Here is an 18,209-nt window from a genome sequence, read left to right as displayed (position 1 = left end):
ATGCCTTTTTGCCAGCCGGCAGGGGAGAAATTAGACGGAAGCTCTTAGCACCGTGCGGCCGCGAGACACTCTGTTGTCATGGAGTGGCGATGCTTCCAGCATTTGTGGCTTGAGAAGGAAACCAGTTTTCCGGTAAAATAGAGCCAGTCGGCGCAGGGACAGCCCTGCGACCATGGATGACCAGAAAGGATGTTTTTCCATTGCACCGTATGTTTCGACATGCACTTTCCGGACTGGCCGCGTTGTGCCTGCTTCTGCTGGTACCAGGAGTGCATACATATGCCCGGGGCTCCGGGAGTACCGGAGGCGAGGTGGTGGGCTACTACGCGGGCTGGGCGGCCTACCAAGGCTATACGCCGGACCAGCTCCCAGCCGAGAAGCTGACACAAATCAACTATGCCTTTGCGGAGATTGACCCGGTTGCCGGCCGCATTGCGCTGGGGGATGAGCCCAATGATTTAAAAAATCTCAAGGCCCTGCGGAAGCTGCGCAGCCAGCACCCTCATCTGAAGCTGCTGATTTCCGTGGGAGGCTGGTCGGACTCTCAGTATTTCTCCGACGTGGCTTCCACTCAGGCCCGGCGAGAGAAATTTGCCGCCAGCTGTGTGGATTTTGTGGTGGAGCATGGCTTAGATGGCGTGGACCTGGACTGGGAATATCCGGTATCGGGCGGCGCTCCGGGGACAATTCATCGGAATCAGGACAAGCAGAACTTTACGCTGCTGCTCCAGGAACTGCGGGAGCGGCTGGACCACCAGGAGCGTCAGGATAGGAGGGAGTACTCCCTGACCATCGCGGGTGCCGCAGGCGCCTGGTACCTCAGTCAGATTGAACCGGTGAAGGTGGCCGCGCTGGTGGACCACATCTTCCTAATGGGCTATGACCTTCATGGCACCTGGAACAGCCGCACCGGTCTCAACGCGCCGCTGAACCCGGTTTCCCATGCATCCCAGGCCGGCGGAAGCATCGCAGGTAGTGTACAGGCCTATCTGGAGCGGGGTGTCCCAGCGGAGAAGATTGTGCTGGGTACCCCTCTCTACGGCTATCTCTATCAGGGGGTCAGCAGCCGGAATAACGGCTTGTATAGTACCTATACATCCGGCAAGTCCATCAGCTATCAAACATTGAAAAAAACCTATCTTGCCAGCTCGGCCTATCGGCAATTCCGACACGAGGAAGGACAGGTGCCTTATCTCTACGGAAATGGAACCTTCCTCTCCTATGATGACGCGGCTTCCATCGCGGCCAAGGCGTCTCTGGCCCGGTCTCTGGGACTGGGAGGCGTGGGCTTCTGGGAGTTGTCTCAGGATTCGGGCGGAGAACTGGTTTCCGCGGCGGTTCAGGCATTGCACAGCAGTTGGGACAACCCCTTCCGGGACGTGCTACCCGGTGTCTGGTATGAAGACGCGGTCCGATACGTCTATGAACGGGAGATGATGCAGGGGACCAGCGCGTCCGCATTTTCACCCAACACTTCCTCAAACCGGGGAATGCTCACGGCCATTCTTTACCGTTTGGAGGGAAGTCCTCGGAGCGGGGAACCTCCCTTTACGGATGTAGCGGCGGACGCCTATTATGGGCAGGCGGTAGCTTGGGCAGAGAAGCATGGGATTGTCCAAGGCTTTGACGACGGGACCTTCCGCCCTGGCGCCAGAATCACCCGGCAGCAGTTGGCGGCGGTTTTGTTCCGGTATGCGGACTTTAAGGGCGAGGCGGGCCGTGGACGGGCAGATCTCTCTGCGTATCAAGATGGCAACAGGGTGGAGGTGTATGCTCGGGAGGCCATGGCATGGGCTGTGGACGCAGGGCTGATTCAAGGCCTGGCGGACGGACGCCTGGACCCGGGCGGCACCGCTACCCGGGCACAGACTGCGGTGATCCTTCAGCGGCTGTGCGAGCAGGTTTTGGAAGCATAGGCATTTAGGAGGCGGCAGGGTGCTCAACCCGCCGCCTCCTGTCAATCTTGACGGGCTGCACCCCACCGGGTACAATAGAAGACGAAAACATGCGGCCGAAGCCGCCGGAGGGGGGGGGAGCCAATGAAAGCCTGCATTCTGATGGGGAGTCCTCGTAAAACGGGGAATACTGCCGCCTTGCTGGAGCCGTTTCGAGAGGAGCTGGAGCATCGGGGAACGGAGACGGAGACCGTGTGGCTCTATGACCGGGAGATTCGGCCCTGCGTGGCCTGCAGGTCCTGTCAGAGGGACTGGACCATCTTTGGCTGTCCACAGCGGGACGACGGACAGGCGCTGTTTGATCTGGTGCTGGGAAGCGAACTGGTGGTGCTCGCTACGCCCATCTATGCCTGGTACTGCACGCCGCCTATGAAGGCACTGCTGGACCGATTGGTGTACGGGATGAACAAATACTATGGGGAGGCCAAGGGCCCCGCCCTCTGGGCAGGAAAGGCCATGGCGCTGCTGATGACCTGCGGCTACCCTGCGGAGAAGGGCTGCGACCTCTTTGAGGAGGGGATGCGCCGTTACTGCCGCCACTCCCGCCTGCGATACCTGGGGGCCCATGTGGAGCGGCACCTGGGCTATGGAACCGTATTTATGGATGGAGAGAAGGAGGATAGAGCCAGGTTGTTTGCATGGGAAGTCATGAAGCGTATATAAGAGGAGCCCTGGCGGGGATCGCCGGGGCTCGTCTGTTATGCAAACGCATAGCAAACTTCAAAAATGAGACCTTTCCTGGGTTCTGTGGGACAACCGGAAAGAATGCGCAAAAACTTTCTGCGCGCCTGCATTTGCCTCTATACGCGGCATGCTGAATTGCACAGGAAGGTTTGCTCCGAATATCCGGCGTTTTCCGCCGGAAAAGGAATTGACGAAGGGCCCTCCCTGGCGGTATAATAACATGATTTGCTATAGAAAATGGAGGACAGGGCATGTGGATCGCAGATCAATGGCAGGACTATGAGCTTCTGGACTGCGGCAGCGGCGAAAAACTGGAGCGGTGGGACCGGCAGTTCTTAGTGCGTCCGGACCCTCAGGCCATTTGGGAGACGGACCGGAAGCACCCTGCCTGGCGGCAGGCTGGCGGGCGGTATCTGCGGTCCCAGAGCGGCGGCGGGCATTGGGAGAAAAAGGCTCTGCCGGAGAGCTGGCGGGTGCATTACGGGCCACTGACCTTCCAGGTCAAGCCCATGAACTTCAAGCACACCGGCCTCTTTCCGGAGCAGGCGGTGAACTGGGACTTTGCCATGGAGAAGATTCAAAATGCCGGCCGGCCTATTCGGGTTTTAAACCTGTTCGCCTATACCGGCGGAGCCAGCGTTGCCTGTGCCAAGGCGGGTGCCAGCGTGTGCCATGTGGACGCGGCCAAGGGGATGGTGGCCTGGGCTAGAGAGAATGCCCGGCTCTCGGGGCTGGAGGAGGCCCCTATCCGGTGGATCATCGACGACTGCGCCAAGTTTGTGGAGCGGGAAATCCGCCGGGGAAAGCGCTACGACGCCATTATTATGGACCCACCCAGCTACGGCCGGGGTCCTGGCGGCGAGGTGTGGAAGCTGGAGGACAACCTCTATGACTTCGTTCAGCTCTGCGCCGGCGTGCTGTCGGACAGGCCCCTGTTCGTGTTGATTAACTCCTACACCACCGGCCTCGCGCCGTCGGTGCTGGGATATCTTCTAAACCTGTTAGTGGCCTCCAAATACGGCGGCAAGTGCACCTGGGACGAGCTGGGGCTGCCCGTCACGGCCACGGGTCTGGCGCTGCCCTGCGGCGCAACAGGCAGATGGTTCAGCGAGTGACCGGCCATGCCGAAATTTGACGCGGGAAAAGAGAGACGCTATGGCAACCATGATTGAGACAAATGAGCTGCGCTTTGCCTATCCGGCAGAGGAAGGGGAGACCCCGGTCCTGGCCCTGGACGGTGTAGACGTGCAGATTGAAAAGGGCAGCTTTGTGGTGGTGCTGGGGCATAATGGCTCCGGAAAGTCCACCCTGGCCAAGACCTTCAACGCGGTGCTGCTGCCCTCCGGCGGCAAGGTTTATGTACAGGGAATGGATACCTCGAATGAGGGATTGCTTTTGGCGATCCGCCAGCGGGTGGGCATGGTGTTCCAGAACCCGGATAACCAGATTGTTGCCAATGTGGTGGAGGAGGACGTGGCCTTTGCCCCGGAGAACCTGGGCGTGCCCACGGAGGAAATTCGGAAAAAGGTGGATGACGCCCTCGCCGCCGTGCGCATGAGCGAGTTTGTCACCCACGCGCCGCATCTGCTCTCCGGCGGGCAAAAGCAACGCATTGCCATCGCTGGTGTGATTGCTATGGAACCAGACTGTATTGTTCTGGACGAGGCCACCGCCATGCTGGACCCTGTGGGCCGTCAGGAGGTGCTCTCTACCATCTACCGGCTGAACCGGGAGAAGCACATCACTGTGGTTTTGATCACCCACCATATGAACGAGGCGGAACAGGCTGATCGAGTTCTTGTCATGAAGAGCGGCAAGGTTGCTATGGACGGCGCGCCCCGGGAGGTCTTTTCCCAGGTGGAGGCCTTGCGGGACATGGGATTGACGGTGCCGGACACGGTAGATCTTCTGGACCGGCTGCGCCACCAGGGCGTGGACGTGCCTCTGGACGCCCTGAGTGTGGAGGAGTGCGCCGACGCCATCGCGGCGGCGCTTCAATAACTTGGATGGGAAGGACGAACAGACCTTGAAACCGATTTTACAGATTCAGCATCTGACCCATACCTATGGGATTGGAACGCCCTTCCAGCGCAGCGCGGTGGAGGACATGAGCTTTGACGTGTACGAGGGGGAGTTCCTGGGTGTGATTGGGCACACCGGTTCCGGAAAGTCCACGCTGATCCAACACCTCAACGGCCTTCTAAAACCAACGGAGGGGCAGATTCTCCTGGGCGGTAGGGACATCTGGGCAGAGCCGAAGAAAATCCGTCAAGTGCGGTTCCGGGTGGGACTGGTTTTCCAGTATCCGGAGTACCAGCTCTTTGAAGAAACGGTTTACAAAGACATCGCCTTCGGACCGTCCAACCAAGGAAAAACCGGGGACGAGCTGGACCACTGTGTCCGGGAGGCCGCCCGTCTGGTGGGAATCCGGGACGACCAGATGGACAAATCCCCCTTTGAACTCTCCGGCGGGCAGAAACGGCGGGTGGCCCTGGCAGGTGTGCTGGCCATGGAGCCGGAGGTGCTGATCCTGGATGAGCCCACGGCGGGCCTGGACCCTGCCGGCCGGGAGAACCTGATGGCCAACATCCGGGACTATCATCGCAACAAGGGCAGCACGGTGGTGCTGGTGAGCCACAGCATGGATGAAATCGCCCGGAATGTGGACCGCATCCTGGTACTGAAAAATGCCCACATTCTGATGGAGGGAACCCCCCAGCAGGTCTTTGCCAGAGGAGAAGAGCTGCTCTCCGCCGGGCTGGACGTGCCTCAGGTGACGCGGGTGGCCATGGCTCTGCGGGCCAGGGGGCTGAATGTGGACCCGGCTGTTTACACCGTGGAGGCACTGGAGCGGGAGCTCCTGGCGCTGCGGAAAGGCGGTGCGGCATGCTGAAAGACATTACTCTAGGCCAGTACTTCCCTGGAAGCACAGTGGCCCACAGGCTGGACCCCAGGACAAAAATCCTGCTGGTGGTCCTCTATATTGTGGCACTGTTCTGCGCCAAAGGCGCGGTGGGATACGCGGTGATGGCACTGGTACTGCTCACCTGCGCCCGCATCTCCAAGGTGAAATTCAAATCCCTGGTGCGGGGATTGAAACCGGTGCTGTTCATCATCATTTTTACCGCCATCATGAACCTGTTTTTCACGCCGGGGGAGAACTACATCTTTGAGCTGGGTTTTCTTCGGGTATCTGCGGAGGGACTGCGAAACGCCTTTTTCATGGTGCTGCGGATCATGATGCTGATCATGGGCACGTTCCTCATGACCTATACCACCAGTCCCATCAGCCTGACCGACGGTCTGGAGCGGCTGCTGAACTGGATGAAAAAGCTCCATGTGCCGGTCCATGAGTTGGCCATGATGATGTCCATTGCCCTGCGGTTTATCCCCACGCTGATTGAGGAGACGGACAAGATTATGTCCGCCCAGAAGGCCCGTGGCGCGGACTTTGAAAGCGGGAACCTGATTCAAAAGGCCAAGGCCATGCTGCCGATCCTGGTGCCGCTCTTTGTGAGCGCTTTCCGCCGGGCGGACGAGCTGGCCACGGCTATGGAGTGCCGCTGCTACCACGGCGGCGAGGGCCGGACCAAGCTCCATGTTTTGAAGTATGAGAGTCGGGATTATATCGCGCTGGCCCTGGGCGCGGCGGTTCTAGCACTGATTCTCACGCTGCGGAAGTTTGTGAGCTGAGCAGGACCCTGTGCGGGAAATACCATGTAAGGAGGTCTTCGCGATAAAAAAGAACCGAATGCAGCTGCTGTCCTTGCTGATGAGTGTTATTTTGTTGGTACTGTTGATTTGGCAGAGCTGGGCGGTGGCGGACCTCCGGCGTTCCCTGCGAAATGCTGAGGACCAGATCTATGATCTGGAAAATGAGGTGCAGGAGATTTCCGGCGATGTGGCCCGGGCCGTAGAGGAAGCGGCCAACCCCATTCAGGATTGGGAGGTCCATCCCAGCGGGATCAACCAGGAGCAAAAACGGCTTCTGGCCGATGCGATCCTAAAGCTGAAGAGCTGGCAGGAGGATACGGTAGTCTATCTGGAGACGGTGGTTGGGCCGGACAAGCACGTTACAGCCATGCAGGTGGATGATCTGGGCTCTTGCAGCGGTACGATGATGTTTCCCGTCAACGAGCAGTACGAGGTGCGGCTGGCCGCGGTGGTCACCGGCGGCGGAGAGAGCCGGCGGGTGGACCTGGGCGGCTGGACGGATATCTCCATGCTGTTGCCCTTGCAGCTCTGCGGCAGCAGTGTAGGCGGCCCTACCTATCAGGAAGGCGTTTTGTCTTCCGATTTTGACCTGTCTTTGAGAAATGAGAGCGGCGTGGAGGTCCTGGACCCGGTGTTCCGGATATACCGCAACGGCACTTTGGAGCATGAGGCAGAGGCGGAGCTCTCTGAGTCTGCGTCCGTGGGGGACAGAGATCTGACTTACGTCCCGGCGCTGCCGGACCAGACGCTGGGGGTGGAGTGTGTGCCGGGGGACCGAATTGAGGTCCGGTTTTCCTGCACGGATGGGTACGGCTTGGGCTATGACTTCCCGTATCTGTCCTGGACCATCCCGGAGGATGGCTCTAAACCGGAAGGCGGGAGATTTGAAGGCAACGAATCGCTGCCTGGGCCGGAGCTGACCTGGCCGGCATAAAGGAGTTTTTCCATGCGCAATATCGCTTTAAAACTGATGTACAACGGAACCGCCTACCACGGTTGGCAGGTTCAGAAAAACGCCGTTAGCGTCTGCGGTACGCTGGAAAAGGCCCTGACGGAGATCACTGGCGAGCGGGTGCACCTCACCGGCTGCGGGCGGACGGATGCCGGCGTCCACGCGGAGGCGTACGTGGCGAATTTCCGCACTGCGTCCAGGATTCCCCTGGAACGCCTGCCCTTTGCCATCAATACCCATACCCCGGAGGATATCGCCGTGGGGGAGGCGATGGAGGTAGCGGAGGATTTCAACGCCATCGGCTCTTGCCTGAAGAAGGAGTATACCTACCGCATCTATAATTCCAGGGTGAAAAACCCTTTCTACGTTAACCGGGCTTATTTCTATCCCAAGCGGCTGGATGAGGCATATCTCAACCGGGCGGCCCATATGTTTGTGGGCACCCACGACTTTGCGGCGGTCCGCAGCGTGGGGACACAGACCAAAACCACAGTGCGCACCATTTACTGGTGCGATGTGAGCCGCAGCGGCGAGCTGCTGGAGCTGCGGGTGTGCGCTAACGGCTTTTTATATAACATGGTGCGGGCTATCACCGGCACCGTTCTCTACGCGGCGGAGGGGAAGTTCCGCCCGGAGGATATCCCCGCGATCCTGGAGAGCGGGGACCGGACAGCGGCGGGGCCCACGGTTCCCCCCGGCGGGCTGTACCTGACAAGACTTTGGTATGAGGATGAGCGGCTCAATGGCTGATAAGCAATATGACATCTGGAATGACGACGACGGCGAGACCGAGGCCAAAAAATCCCGTGGCTCACGGCGCATCCTGTTCTTTGGCCTGGTGCTGGCATTGGTACTGGCGGTGGTGCTGGTGGCGGCCTATCGGGACGGTACCGGCTTTGACGCTCTGCGCCGCTATTTCAGCTATCGCAATCAGACGGACGGGGAGCAGGTGGTATACCCCTACGAGGCGTCCTCTCAGAATCACTTCGCGGCACTGGGAGAGCACCTGGTGGTGCTGTCTAACACGAATCTCAGCATTCTGGGCCCATCGGGGACAGAGGTGTGGAGCCAGGCGGTGAACTTCGCTGCGCCGGCGCTGGTCCAAGCGGGGGAACGGGCGGTGGCCTACGACGTGGGCGGTACCGAGCTGTATCTTCTGGACGGGGACGGAGAGCTGATGCATCTGAGCGCCGACGAGGCCGAGCCGCTGATCGCTGCCAACCTCAGCGAGGACGGCTGGTTGACAGTAACCTCTCAAAAGCAGACCCGCAAGGGCTGGGTACGGGTATACGACCCTTCCCTGGAGCTGGTTTCTGAGTTCAAGTCCTCTGAGCGCTTTGTGACGGACGCCTGCGTTGTTGACGGAAAACACTTAGCCGCTGTGACGCTGGGGCAGGAGGCCGGTACCTTTGTGAGCAACATCGTGCTCTATAACCTGGAAAAAGCGGGAGAGGTGGAGCCTGCGGCGGATTACGACGTGGAAGACGGGTTGGTGGCCGCTATCGCGGAGCAGGACGGGCGGATTCTCACAGTCTCAGACACCTGCCTGACCATAGCGGACCCCAATGGAGAGGTGCAGAACACCTATTCCTACGCAAGCGCCTATCTGCGGGGCTATGACCTGGGCGGGGATGGGTTTGCCGCCTTGCTTTTGAACCGCTACCGTTCCGGCAGCGTGGGGCACCTGGTGACAGTAGGAGAGGATGGCGAGGAAATCGCCTCGCTGGAGGTGACAAAGGAGGTTTTGGACCTCTCCGCAGCAGGGCGGTATCTGGCGGTGCTGTATACAGATAGTCTGGTGGTCTATAACGAGGACCTGCAGGCCTATGCCACCTATGAGGGGACGGACTACGCCTCCGGCGTTCTGATGCGGCCTGACGGCTCGGCGCTGATGCTGTCGATGGAATCCGCCAGCCTCTTTTTGCCGTAGGCGCCAGGAATTACAGGGGAGTTCACAAAACGTTTACAGGAGGAAAGGTAGGAAATCGTGGAGATACCTGCTATAATAGACATCATTGCTGTGGTGATCCTGCTGGGTTTTGCCGGGTATGGCGCCAGACGCGGGCTGTTCCGCACACTGGCAGGCCTGTTGGTGATTGTGCTGGCGCTCGTTGGCGCGCGGCTGACAGCGGAGGCGATTACGGCGCCAGCGATGGAGCTGGTGCTGCCGGTCGTGGAGCGGCAGATGGAAAACAAGCTGGACGCGGCACTGGCTGCATCCGACCAGGCGGGGCAGATGCCGGAGGATCATCCGGAGGGTCTGCTGGCGCTTTTGGGCGTGCAGGAGGAGAAGCTGGCCGACCTGACGGAAAAAGTGCAGGAGGGCATGCGGGATACTGGCGTTTCCGTGCTGACTGCTGTGGCGGAGTGCCTCACGGAGCCGATTCTATACAGTGTTTTGTTTTTGCTGTCGTTTTTATTGCTGACGCTGCTGCTGAACCTTCTCTCCAAGCTGTTGGACCTTGCTTTGAAGCTTCCTGTGCTGCACGGGGCCAACACCCTGGGCGGCGCCCTGGCGGGCCTGCTGGAGGGCGCGGTGGTATTGCTTTTGCTGGTGCTGATTCTACAGCGGCTGGATGTGCCCCTGGAGGGCAGCCGAATTCTACATATTTATACGACCTGGCTGTCTTAAGGCGGCGCGGGCGTTTGCGGCGGAGCGACCGCCGGATTTTCTGGAGGTACAAGATGCAGCCTACACTTTGTTCAAGATGTAAAAAAAATGTCGCGGTGGTGTTTATCTCGAAGCTGGACGGAGAGAAGACCGTCAATGAGGGTCTATGCCTGAAATGCGCCAAGGAGCTGGGCCTGCCCCAGGTGGACGACATGATGAAGCGCATGGGCATCTCTGATGAGGATTTGGATACGCTCAACAGCGAAATGCTCCAGGCCATGAACGGCGTGGAGAATATTGAGGACCTGCCTGGCGGCGACGAGGAGGACGCGGAGGAAGAGGGCAAAACTGCCACGTTCCCCTTCCTCAACCGCCTCTTTTCCAGCGGAGATGTTGCCAAGGAGGAGGGCGCCGAGGAGAACGGCCAGCGGGATCGCCGGGAGAAAAAGGAGCCCAAATCCGGCAAGCGGAAATATCTGGAGAACTACTGCATCTCCCTGACTCAGAAGGCCAAGGACGGCAAGCTGGACCCGGTGATTGGCCGGGCGGAGGAGATTGAGCGGGTCATCCAGATTCTCAACCGCCGCCAGAAGAACAATCCCTGTCTGATCGGCGAGCCGGGCGTGGGCAAGACCGCCATTGCCGAGGGCCTCAGCCAGCGGATTGTGGACGGCGAGGTGCCCTTCAAACTGCGGGGCAAGGAGGTGCACCTGCTGGATCTGACGGCGCTGGTGGCCGGCACCCAGTTCCGGGGACAGTTTGAAAGCCGGATGAAAGGGCTTATCGACGAAGTCAAGCGCCTGGGCAACATCATTTTGATGATTGACGAGATCCACAACATTGCCGGTGCCGGCGACGCCGAGGGCAGCATGAACGCTGCCAATATCTTAAAGCCCGCCCTTTCCCGGGGCGAAATTCAGGTGATCGGCGCCACGACATTCAACGAATACCGAAAGTCTATCGAAAAAGACACCGCCCTGGAGCGGCGCTTCCAGCCGGTCACGGTGAACGAGCCTTCCATTGAGGACTCTGTCCAGATTCTCAAGGGGCTGGCCCCTAACTATGAGAAATACCACGGCGTGAAGATCTCTAACGGCATTCTCCGCCAGGCAGTGGTGCTTTCTGAGCGCTATATTACCGACCGCTTCCTGCCGGACAAGGCCATTGACCTGATTGACGAGGCATGCTCTGATCTTAATCTGAAGGACCCGGATATCTCCCGGCGGATGGAGATTCAGCGGGAACTGGACGACTACGAAAAGGAGCGGGTCATGCTGGAAGAGCAGGCCACTCAGGAGGGGGCGGAGCCAGACTATGAACGGATGGCCTTCCTGAAAAGCAAGGAGGCCCAGCTCAGCACGGAACTAAATGCCCTGCTGGAAAAGGGAGACCCGCAGCTGAGTATGGAGAATCTGGCCCATGTCATTGAGCTGTGGACGAAGATTCCGGCAGCAAAAATCCGGGAACAGGAGTTCCAGCGCCTCAGCCAGCTGGATCAACGGCTTCGCGAACACATCATCGGCCAGGATGAGGCGATTGAGGCTGTGGCTGCGGCCGTCCGCCGCAACCGGGTGGGCATCAGCCCCAAGCACAAGCCGGTGAGCTTCATCTTTGTCGGACCAACGGGCGTGGGCAAGACGGAGCTGGTCAAGCAGCTGGCCGTGGATCTCTTCAACACACCGGACGCCCTGATTCGTCTGGACATGTCCGAATTCATGGAGAAGCATTCCGTATCCAGGATTGTAGGCTCACCGCCGGGATATGTGGGCTATGATGAGGCGGGCCAGCTGACGGAGAAAATCCGCCGCAAGCCCTATGCTGTGGTGCTCTTTGATGAAATTGAAAAGGCCCACCCGGATGTGCTGAACGTGCTGCTGCAAATTTTGGACGACGGTGAGATCACCGACGCCCACGGCCGGAAGGTCAACTTTGAAAATACCATTATCGTCATGACCTCCAATGCCGGCAGCGCCACCAAAGAGGGGACCGTAGGCTTTGACCGCACCCAGCGGGAGCAGGACAGCGACCGGGCTATGAAGGCGCTGCAGCAGTTTTTGCGGCCAGAATTTATCAACCGTGTGGACGCTGTGATTACCTTTAACCGCCTCAGCGAGGAGAACTTCCAGGGCATTGCCCGCATTATGCTGGAGGAGCTGGCGGCCTCGCTGAAGGACAAGGGCATCACCTTTACCTATGACGACGCGCTGGTGGCGCTGTTAACCCATAAGTCTTACTCTCGGACTTACGGCGCGCGGAACCTGCGCCGGACCATCCAGAAGGAGCTGGAGGACCCCATGGCCACGCAGATTATTGACAGCTATGAAAACCCAGTCACCCAGATCAGAGCCACCGCGGAAAACGACGCGGTGAAGCTCTACTGTCTATAAAGAGAGGCGGAAGAGATGCTGTTCCGTAAGGATATGGACCCCCGCTGTGCATATTGCCGCCGGGGCCAGCAGATCAACGAACGAGAGGTGGCCTGTGTCAAGCGCGGAATTGTTCCGGTAGAGCACCATTGCAGGGCATTTCAATATGATCCCCTCAAGCGGGTACCGCCCCGTCCTGTGACGCTGGATATCGGCAAGCTAAAAGAGTCTGATTTTTCCTTGTAAAATGGGACCGTGTTTGAGACCGTCGAGAATATAGGCTGCCCCATCTTTCTCCACAAGCTGCATTCGGAGAATTCGTCATAGTTTCTGGACAACATTGTTTGGACTGACGAAGAACTGGGGCGTATCGGCATTTCAACTATTTTTGAGCAAGCCTGAACAGGCGCCTGGGTTTCCCTGGCGCCTGTTGTGATAAAAGGAGGAGCAGGCTATGGAAATCACAAAGGTTTGGGCGTTGTACTACAGCGCCACCGGCACCACGGACAAAGCGGTGAACACCATTGCAGAAGAGTTGGCTGCACAGCTGACATTACCGATAGAGCGGCTAAGCTTTACCAGGCCTGCAGAGCGGACTGGGACGCATCTCTTCACGGCAGAGGACCTGGTGGTGGCGGGTTCGCCTACCTACGCGGGCCGGCTTCCCAACAAGATCGCACCAGATTTCCGGAGCGGTCTTCGGGGGGAGGGCACTCCTGCAGTACCCGTGGTGCTCTTTGGAAACCGCAGCTATGACAACGCCCTGGCGGAGCTTTGGTCAGTCCTTATGAATAACGGCTTCCATCCGGTGGCGGCGGGAGCTTTTGTGGGGCGACATGCCTTTACAGACAAGTTGGGAGAAGGCCGTCCCGACTGGGATGACAAACGGCAGATGCGGCAGTTCGCTGCGCAGATCGCCGGCAAGCTCCGGAGCGGACGGGGGGAGACCGTGGCGGTGCCGGGCGTGCCGGATGCGCCCTATTACATCCCGAAGGGGGTGGACGGCGAGCCGGTGAAATTTCTACAGGCCAAACCCCGGACAGACCCGGGAAAGTGTACGAACTGCGGGGCCTGTGCCCGATTGTGTCCTATGGGGGCGATTGATCCACGGGACGTGTTCCGCGTCCCCGGCACCTGTATCAAGTGCCAGTGCTGCGTCCGCAAATGTACACGGCACGCCAAGTATTTTGATGATCCAGCATTCTTGTCCCATGTGGCCATGCTGGAGCAGAATTTTGCAGAGCCCAAGGAGAACGAGGTGTTCCTATGATAAGGCGGTGGGTTCTCGCACTCCTGGTGGCCGTCATCGCCAATTGGTTTTTCCTGTGTGATGCGTTTGGACCGGTGAGCTGGCTTTTCAATCTGGTCCTTTTGGGAGAATTTCTCTACCTCAATCTGCGGCCTATTGAAAAAGGAAGTGCGCCCACAAAGCGCATCTGGTATTTAAAAAGCGGCGGCGAACTGTTGCGAATATTTTTGATTTCCGCTACCATTACGGTTTTCGCTCAGGGAGCATGGCTGTGGCACTTTCTTGCCATGCTGACTCCGGGAGAAAGCGGCTATGGTACGGCTGTGGCAAGCGGTATTTTCAGTGTTCTCTGGGCTGTGGCGGCGGAGGCGATTCTCTTTTGGAACGGGATGCTTCGAGTTTACGTTACCTCTGTTCAGCTGGGTCTCAAGCACCGGATTCTGGGGGCGCTGTGCGGCTGGATTCCCGGTGTCAATCTCTGGTATCTCACCAAGATGATCCGCATAGTCTCCGACGAGGTGGAATTTGAGACGGAGAAGTGGGAACTGGATGAGGCCCGGGCGGAAAGTGAGGTCTGCAAAACCAGGTATCCCATTTTGATGGTTCATGGGGTATTCTTCCGGGACTATCGCTATATCAATTACTGGGGCCGGATTCCAAGGGAGCTCCAGCGCAACGGCGCCACGGTTTACTACGGCGAGCAGCAGTCTGCGGCGGCGGTAGAGGATTCCGGCCGGGAGCTTGCGGAGCGCATCCGGCAAATTGTGGTGGAAACCGGCTGCGAGAAGGTGAACATCATCGCCCACTCCAAAGGTGGGCTGGACAGCCGCGCCGCCATTGCCCACCAGGGCGCAGCTCCGTATGTAGCTACGCTGACTACCATCAATACACCTCATCGGGGCTGTATCTTTGCGGAGTATCTGCTGGGAAAGGTGCCGGAGCCGACCCGCCAGCGGATTGCCGCAGCTTATAATGCCACTCTGAAAAAGCTGGGGGACGAGAATCCTGATTTCCTGGCAGCAGTAACAGACCTGACAGAAAGCGCGTGCCTCCGCCGGAACGAGAGTACACCTGATGACCCTGATGTGGTGTACGAAAGCGTAATGTCCTACTGTAAGCGGGCAGCCCATGGAAAATTCCCACTGAATATGACCTATCCCATTGTGAAGCACTTTGACGGCCTCAACGACGGATTGGTGTCCGTGGAGTCCGCCAGGTGGGGAGGGCACTTCACCCTGCTGGAGCCTCAGGGGAAGCGTGGGATCTCCCACGGGGATATGGTGGACCTGAACCGGGAAAACATCCGAGGCTTTGATGTGCGGGAGTTCTACGTAGGACTGGTGGCTGCGCTGCGGGAGCGGGGCTATTAAAAAAAGAGGATGTCTCCATCAAGTGAACGCCAGTAAGGAAGTATCAACAACATATAAACTTAACGGCTGACAAACAGGTGCAAAAAGGGTATCGCTCATAATACAGCGATACCCTTTTCCTTTTATTCGATCGTTCCATCTACATAAATATCTAGAAAAGCATTAAACACTCTATCCTCAACTGCTTTTTTGATATTTCTTAGATTGTTATATTGAGATAATTCAGATAGTTCTAAACTAATATCTTGAATATTGACTTTTTTCCCAAAATTCTTTTCCAACTTTTCAATTAAGCGAAGTGCCGTAACTTGTATGTATTGCTGTTTTTCTTCTATAGGCAAATCAACAAAATAATAAACCATATCGAACCTAGACTTTAAGGAATCTGGAATTTTCTTTGAATATTCGCTTTGGGTCATATTTGAGGTGAAAACTATAATGTACCCATTAAGATTGTGCTCAACGCCGTGTCGATCCGTAAATATACCATCTTCCAACAATTCATAAAAGAAATTGTAGACACTTGGAGTTGCTTTCTCAAATTCGTCAATGAGTATAATTTTTGTTTTAGATGTAGTTATCTTGTTAATTAGCTCTCCACCTTCTTCGCTTCCAACATACCCAAGCGGAGAACCTATTAGACTATTTAAAACTCCTTCTGTGGAATAATTGCCAAAATTGATTTTTATTAGTGGCTCTCTTGGAAACATTGTTTCTGACATAAACTTAGCGAATTGCGTCTTTCCAATTCCTGAATTTCCACATAACATAATTGATAATATTTTCTGTTCTCCCATTCTGTTAAGGAAAAAGAATTTGAGCAGATTTTTGTGGAAATCTTTCTTAAACTCATCGTGTCCTCTGAGCTTTTCACAAATTTTTTGAGAGAGTAAGGATACCTCTCCAACATCAATTTGCGGAGGTTCTTTTATAAAATCATTCTCATCTTTTTCCTCGTTAATAGGCTTTTTTTCGATGATCCAAAAAGGAAATAGTGCTGTTGCGTCTGCTACAAGAGATTGTTCTATGCAATATTGAATATTTCCGTTTAATAAGATTCGTTGAATGAGAATTTCAAATGGGAAAATGAGATCCTGTCGTAATCTAAACATTCTTATTACAGAGGAAATGTCAACATATTTAATATTCTGAGATTCTAGTGTTTTACGTATATTATCAATATTGTACCGAAAAGAAATTCCCTCACATTCATCGATTAAATTGGATAGTGAAATTATCTCCCCGGTTTTATAGCATTCTTTTATCTTTTCAGTGTTTGTATATGTATTAAGTATTAAAGCGTTTGCTATATTTGCACTCAATGATTCTGGTTCTGATATTTCCCTTTCAGTGTTTTTTTGAAATTCATAATCGATATGCTCATCATCAAATAAATACGGAAATTGTTCTGCGAATTTCTCAATCAAATCACAATTAATACAGAATTGGATTTCTTCAACACTACAACATAATGCCAAAATGTACCGTTCAGAAAAAATTTTATTGATATTATTATCTCTAACTAAATTTGTCAGATCAATAACACTTTTTTCAAATTGTTCGAGATCCATAGTATAGAGATTATCTAAAGTGTCGCTTTTGTTAAAACAATACGCGATACTATAAAATTTGTAATCGTTGAGTCGCTTTCTTAAATCGCTTAATTTAGTTGTGTCATATACATACAAAATAGAATCCATATTACTCATTCCTATCAAAATTTAACTCTTGGATAATTGCAATTACATCGATCAGGTTTATCTTTTCTGTGAGTTTTTGGTGATTAAAGTCAAATGGATTACTATTATTTTGAGTTGTACGAGAACTCATTTTCATTTCGACAATAGGCTCACTACTCGTGGAACAATTTTGATTATATGACATTGAAACCATTTCTAAAAACTTTGACGAAATGCTTTCTCTCTGTGAAAAATCTATATTGCCACGGTATATTCCGATTATGCTAAGTTTTCCCAATTGAAGATCATTATGATGATAACCATTTTCAAAATTACTTGCCGCTTTATATGGAATTTGTATAATAAATTGATCTGTTAAAGCGTCGGCGTTCGTCCTGTAACAAGGATATGTAAAGGTATAGTCAATAGTAAAATCATCTAACATCTTTTCCATCATTTTGCTAATATTGATCTCTACATCTTCGTTTCCTTGATTTTTAAATTTACTATCTTGCAGTATATTTAAAATCATGACTGTATCGTCAAGATTTCTTTGCTGCAATTCTATATTTTTAAAAAGAACCAAATCACCGATTTTAAGTTCCGCATCACTATCGCTTTTTTTCTGTGCCGTTTCATATATTGTGCGAAGCATAATTGACTTTGTTATCTTAACATCAAAATTTTCATAAACACGTTTTTTGGAGTTATCCTCTATGGAATACCCCACATCTGCATAACCTATGTCTTTGGGCCCTAGCGTAGTTGCAACATTATACTTCAGCAGCTCTTCCGAAATTTGCTCTCTTTCGATAGTTTTCATTATTTTATTATCAATTAGCATTGCAATCTCATGAGCCTTGGAAGTATTTAAGTAAAATAAGTTAAATAGTTGTGTGATAGGTGTTGTGCTAATATTATCTGTTGCATTTCTTCCTTGAATTTTGGAAACATAGAAATTCAAGAATAGAGCAAGTAGTATGATTATCGAGATGTTTTCATAGTGTCTACTAATAAAGGAGGAAATCCAAACATTTCGGACGCTACCAACAAAAAGCAAGAAAGAAAAAATGCTGCTCAACTCAAGCGAAACACTTATAACTCGAATTACATGAAAACTCTTTGCAAGTATAGCAAAGATAATGTATATGCCAATAGGAAGTAGCAACCAATATTGCTCCAAGCAAAATTGAACTAATATGCTATACAAAGTAATCTCAATTAAGGACAGGAATAGAGAAAATGAAAATAAGCAATACATTTTCTTTACCCCTATTTTTTTGAAAAGGAACGTCTTTATATTATCTATTTTGTTACCCATCTCTTTACTCCTAAAAAGTAATATTTATTATATTATAAATGATTTCACCTAATTTCTCAATTGTTCTGCTCAATAAAGTACCCCCAGACAGCTTTCTGGTTTACGCATTTAAAATAGCATTTTCAATAGGTAGTAAATAAATTTGCCTCCCATTCATTGACACATGCTTGAAAGCATTGCAAAAGCACACTGTCTAACCACCTAAATGCGTAGACACAAACACCATAATAGCAGCGGGCGCAAGCGGATTTCTGCTTGCGCCCGCTTGGTTACCGCACAGCAAAGACAGAGAAAGCCGTCAAGGGCGC

16 protein-coding genes are annotated in these 18,209 nt (G+C 54.1%); 14 read left to right on the top strand and 2 right to left on the bottom strand.

Annotation, left to right across the window (positions count from 1 at the left end; all coding sequences use genetic code 11):
• Positions 1 to 209 precede the first annotated feature (209 nt).
• The 14 genes from KJS55_RS05020 to KJS55_RS04955 all read left to right on the top strand — a co-directional run bounded on the left by KJS55_RS05020 (position 210) and on the right by KJS55_RS04955 (position 14,901).
• The gene (locus KJS55_RS05020) at positions 210 to 1,916 is read left to right on the top strand and encodes a glycosyl hydrolase family 18 protein (protein ID WP_228300561.1); all 1,707 of its coding nucleotides are present in this window, start codon (positions 210 to 212) and stop codon (positions 1,914 to 1,916) included.
• Between the two features lie 123 nt (positions 1,917 to 2,039).
• Positions 2,040 to 2,618 (top strand): flavodoxin family protein, encoded by a 579-nt coding sequence (locus KJS55_RS05015; protein ID WP_187028119.1) that lies wholly within the window; start codon positions 2,040 to 2,042, stop codon positions 2,616 to 2,618.
• 272 nt (positions 2,619 to 2,890) lie between these two features.
• Positions 2,891 to 3,754, top strand: coding sequence for a class I SAM-dependent methyltransferase (locus KJS55_RS05010; protein WP_187028120.1), 864 nt, complete (start codon positions 2,891 to 2,893; stop codon positions 3,752 to 3,754).
• Between the two features lie 40 nt (positions 3,755 to 3,794).
• Positions 3,795 to 4,640 (top strand): energy-coupling factor transporter ATPase, encoded by an 846-nt coding sequence (locus tag KJS55_RS05005; RefSeq protein ID WP_213542833.1) that lies wholly within the window; start codon positions 3,795 to 3,797, stop codon positions 4,638 to 4,640.
• A 25-nt stretch (positions 4,641 to 4,665) separates the two neighbouring features.
• Positions 4,666 to 5,532, top strand: a complete 867-nt coding sequence (locus KJS55_RS05000; RefSeq protein ID WP_213542832.1) for an energy-coupling factor transporter ATPase — start codon at positions 4,666 to 4,668, stop codon at positions 5,530 to 5,532.
• Positions 5,526 to 6,332, top strand: coding sequence for an energy-coupling factor transporter transmembrane component T family protein (locus tag KJS55_RS04995; protein WP_213542831.1), 807 nt, complete (start codon positions 5,526 to 5,528; stop codon positions 6,330 to 6,332). Before KJS55_RS05000 ends, KJS55_RS04995 begins: the two co-directional genes overlap by 7 nt.
• Positions 6,333 to 6,390: 58 nt before the next feature.
• Positions 6,391 to 7,287, top strand: coding sequence for a hypothetical protein (locus KJS55_RS04990; RefSeq protein ID WP_213542830.1), 897 nt, complete (start codon positions 6,391 to 6,393; stop codon positions 7,285 to 7,287).
• Positions 7,288 to 7,299: 12 nt separating this feature from the next.
• Complete coding sequence (gene truA, locus KJS55_RS04985; RefSeq protein ID WP_187028125.1) at positions 7,300 to 8,055, top strand: tRNA pseudouridine(38-40) synthase TruA; 756 nt, start codon at positions 7,300 to 7,302, stop codon at positions 8,053 to 8,055.
• Entirely contained in the window at positions 8,048 to 9,235 is a 1,188-nt protein-coding gene (locus tag KJS55_RS04980; RefSeq protein ID WP_213542829.1) for a DUF5711 family protein, read from the top strand. The genes truA and KJS55_RS04980 overlap by 8 nt, the downstream gene beginning before the upstream one ends.
• Positions 9,236 to 9,292: 57 nt before the next feature.
• Positions 9,293 to 9,937, top strand: a complete 645-nt coding sequence (locus tag KJS55_RS04975) for a CvpA family protein (RefSeq protein WP_187028127.1) — start codon at positions 9,293 to 9,295, stop codon at positions 9,935 to 9,937.
• Between the two features lie 53 nt (positions 9,938 to 9,990).
• Positions 9,991 to 12,303 carry an ATP-dependent Clp protease ATP-binding subunit gene (locus KJS55_RS04970; RefSeq protein ID WP_213542828.1) on the top strand — a complete coding sequence of 771 codons (2,313 nt, stop codon included), beginning with the start codon at positions 9,991 to 9,993 and terminating at the stop codon, positions 12,301 to 12,303.
• Positions 12,304 to 12,318: 15 nt separating this feature from the next.
• Positions 12,319 to 12,528 carry a hypothetical protein gene (locus KJS55_RS04965; RefSeq protein ID WP_187028129.1) on the top strand — a complete coding sequence of 70 codons (210 nt, stop codon included), beginning with the start codon at positions 12,319 to 12,321 and terminating at the stop codon, positions 12,526 to 12,528.
• 208 nt (positions 12,529 to 12,736) lie between these two features.
• Entirely contained in the window at positions 12,737 to 13,552 is an 816-nt protein-coding gene (locus KJS55_RS04960; protein WP_213542827.1) for a 4Fe-4S binding protein, read from the top strand.
• Entirely contained in the window at positions 13,549 to 14,901 is a 1,353-nt protein-coding gene (locus KJS55_RS04955) for an esterase/lipase family protein (RefSeq protein ID WP_213542826.1), read from the top strand. The genes KJS55_RS04960 and KJS55_RS04955 overlap by 4 nt, the downstream gene beginning before the upstream one ends.
• A gap of 122 nt (positions 14,902 to 15,023) precedes the next feature.
• On the opposite strand, the gene KJS55_RS04950 is transcribed toward KJS55_RS04955, so the two are convergent.
• Together KJS55_RS04950 and KJS55_RS04945 are read right to left on the bottom strand one after the other, a co-directional pair.
• Positions 15,024 to 16,601 (bottom strand): AAA family ATPase, encoded by a 1,578-nt coding sequence (locus KJS55_RS04950; RefSeq protein WP_213542825.1) that lies wholly within the window; start codon positions 16,599 to 16,601, stop codon positions 15,024 to 15,026.
• 1 nt (position 16,602) lies between these two features.
• Positions 16,603 to 17,901 (bottom strand): NUDIX hydrolase, encoded by a 1,299-nt coding sequence (locus KJS55_RS04945; RefSeq protein ID WP_213542824.1) that lies wholly within the window; start codon positions 17,899 to 17,901, stop codon positions 16,603 to 16,605.
• Between the last annotated feature and the right edge of the window lie 308 nt (positions 17,902 to 18,209).

Origin of the sequence: Pusillibacter faecalis (assembly GCF_018408705.1) — a bacterium.
Taxonomy (GTDB): Bacteria; Bacillota; Clostridia; order Oscillospirales; family Oscillospiraceae; genus Oscillibacter; species Oscillibacter faecalis.
The sequence above is the reverse complement of the archived record's forward strand: the minus strand, read 5'-3'. Positions and strand labels throughout refer to the sequence as shown.

Excerpts from the sequence above, each read along its gene's own strand:
- KJS55_RS05015 (WP_187028119.1), top strand. The coding sequence starts at position 2,040 with ATGAAAGCCTGCATTCTGATGGGGAGTCCTCGTAAAACGGGGAATACT.
- KJS55_RS04995 (WP_213542831.1), top strand. The coding sequence starts at position 5,526 with ATGCTGAAAGACATTACTCTAGGCCAGTACTTCCCTGGAAGCACAGTG.
- KJS55_RS04960 (WP_213542827.1), top strand. The coding sequence starts at position 12,737 with ATGGAAATCACAAAGGTTTGGGCGTTGTACTACAGCGCCACCGGCACC.
- KJS55_RS05020 (WP_228300561.1), top strand. The coding sequence starts at position 210 with ATGTTTCGACATGCACTTTCCGGACTGGCCGCGTTGTGCCTGCTTCTG.
- KJS55_RS05010 (WP_187028120.1), top strand. The coding sequence starts at position 2,891 with ATGTGGATCGCAGATCAATGGCAGGACTATGAGCTTCTGGACTGCGGC.
- KJS55_RS04965 (WP_187028129.1), top strand. The coding sequence starts at position 12,319 with ATGCTGTTCCGTAAGGATATGGACCCCCGCTGTGCATATTGCCGCCGG.
- KJS55_RS04980 (WP_213542829.1), top strand. The coding sequence starts at position 8,048 with ATGGCTGATAAGCAATATGACATCTGGAATGACGACGACGGCGAGACC.
- KJS55_RS04990 (WP_213542830.1), top strand. The coding sequence starts at position 6,391 with ATGCAGCTGCTGTCCTTGCTGATGAGTGTTATTTTGTTGGTACTGTTG.
- KJS55_RS05005 (WP_213542833.1), top strand. The coding sequence starts at position 3,795 with ATGGCAACCATGATTGAGACAAATGAGCTGCGCTTTGCCTATCCGGCA.
- KJS55_RS04970 (WP_213542828.1), top strand. The coding sequence starts at position 9,991 with ATGCAGCCTACACTTTGTTCAAGATGTAAAAAAAATGTCGCGGTGGTG.
- KJS55_RS04950 (WP_213542825.1), bottom strand. The coding sequence starts at position 16,601 with ATGGATTCTATTTTGTATGTATATGACACAACTAAATTAAGCGATTTA.
- KJS55_RS04955 (WP_213542826.1), top strand. The coding sequence starts at position 13,549 with ATGATAAGGCGGTGGGTTCTCGCACTCCTGGTGGCCGTCATCGCCAAT.
- KJS55_RS04945 (WP_213542824.1), bottom strand. The coding sequence starts at position 17,901 with ATGGGTAACAAAATAGATAATATAAAGACGTTCCTTTTCAAAAAAATA.
- truA (WP_187028125.1), top strand. The coding sequence starts at position 7,300 with ATGCGCAATATCGCTTTAAAACTGATGTACAACGGAACCGCCTACCAC.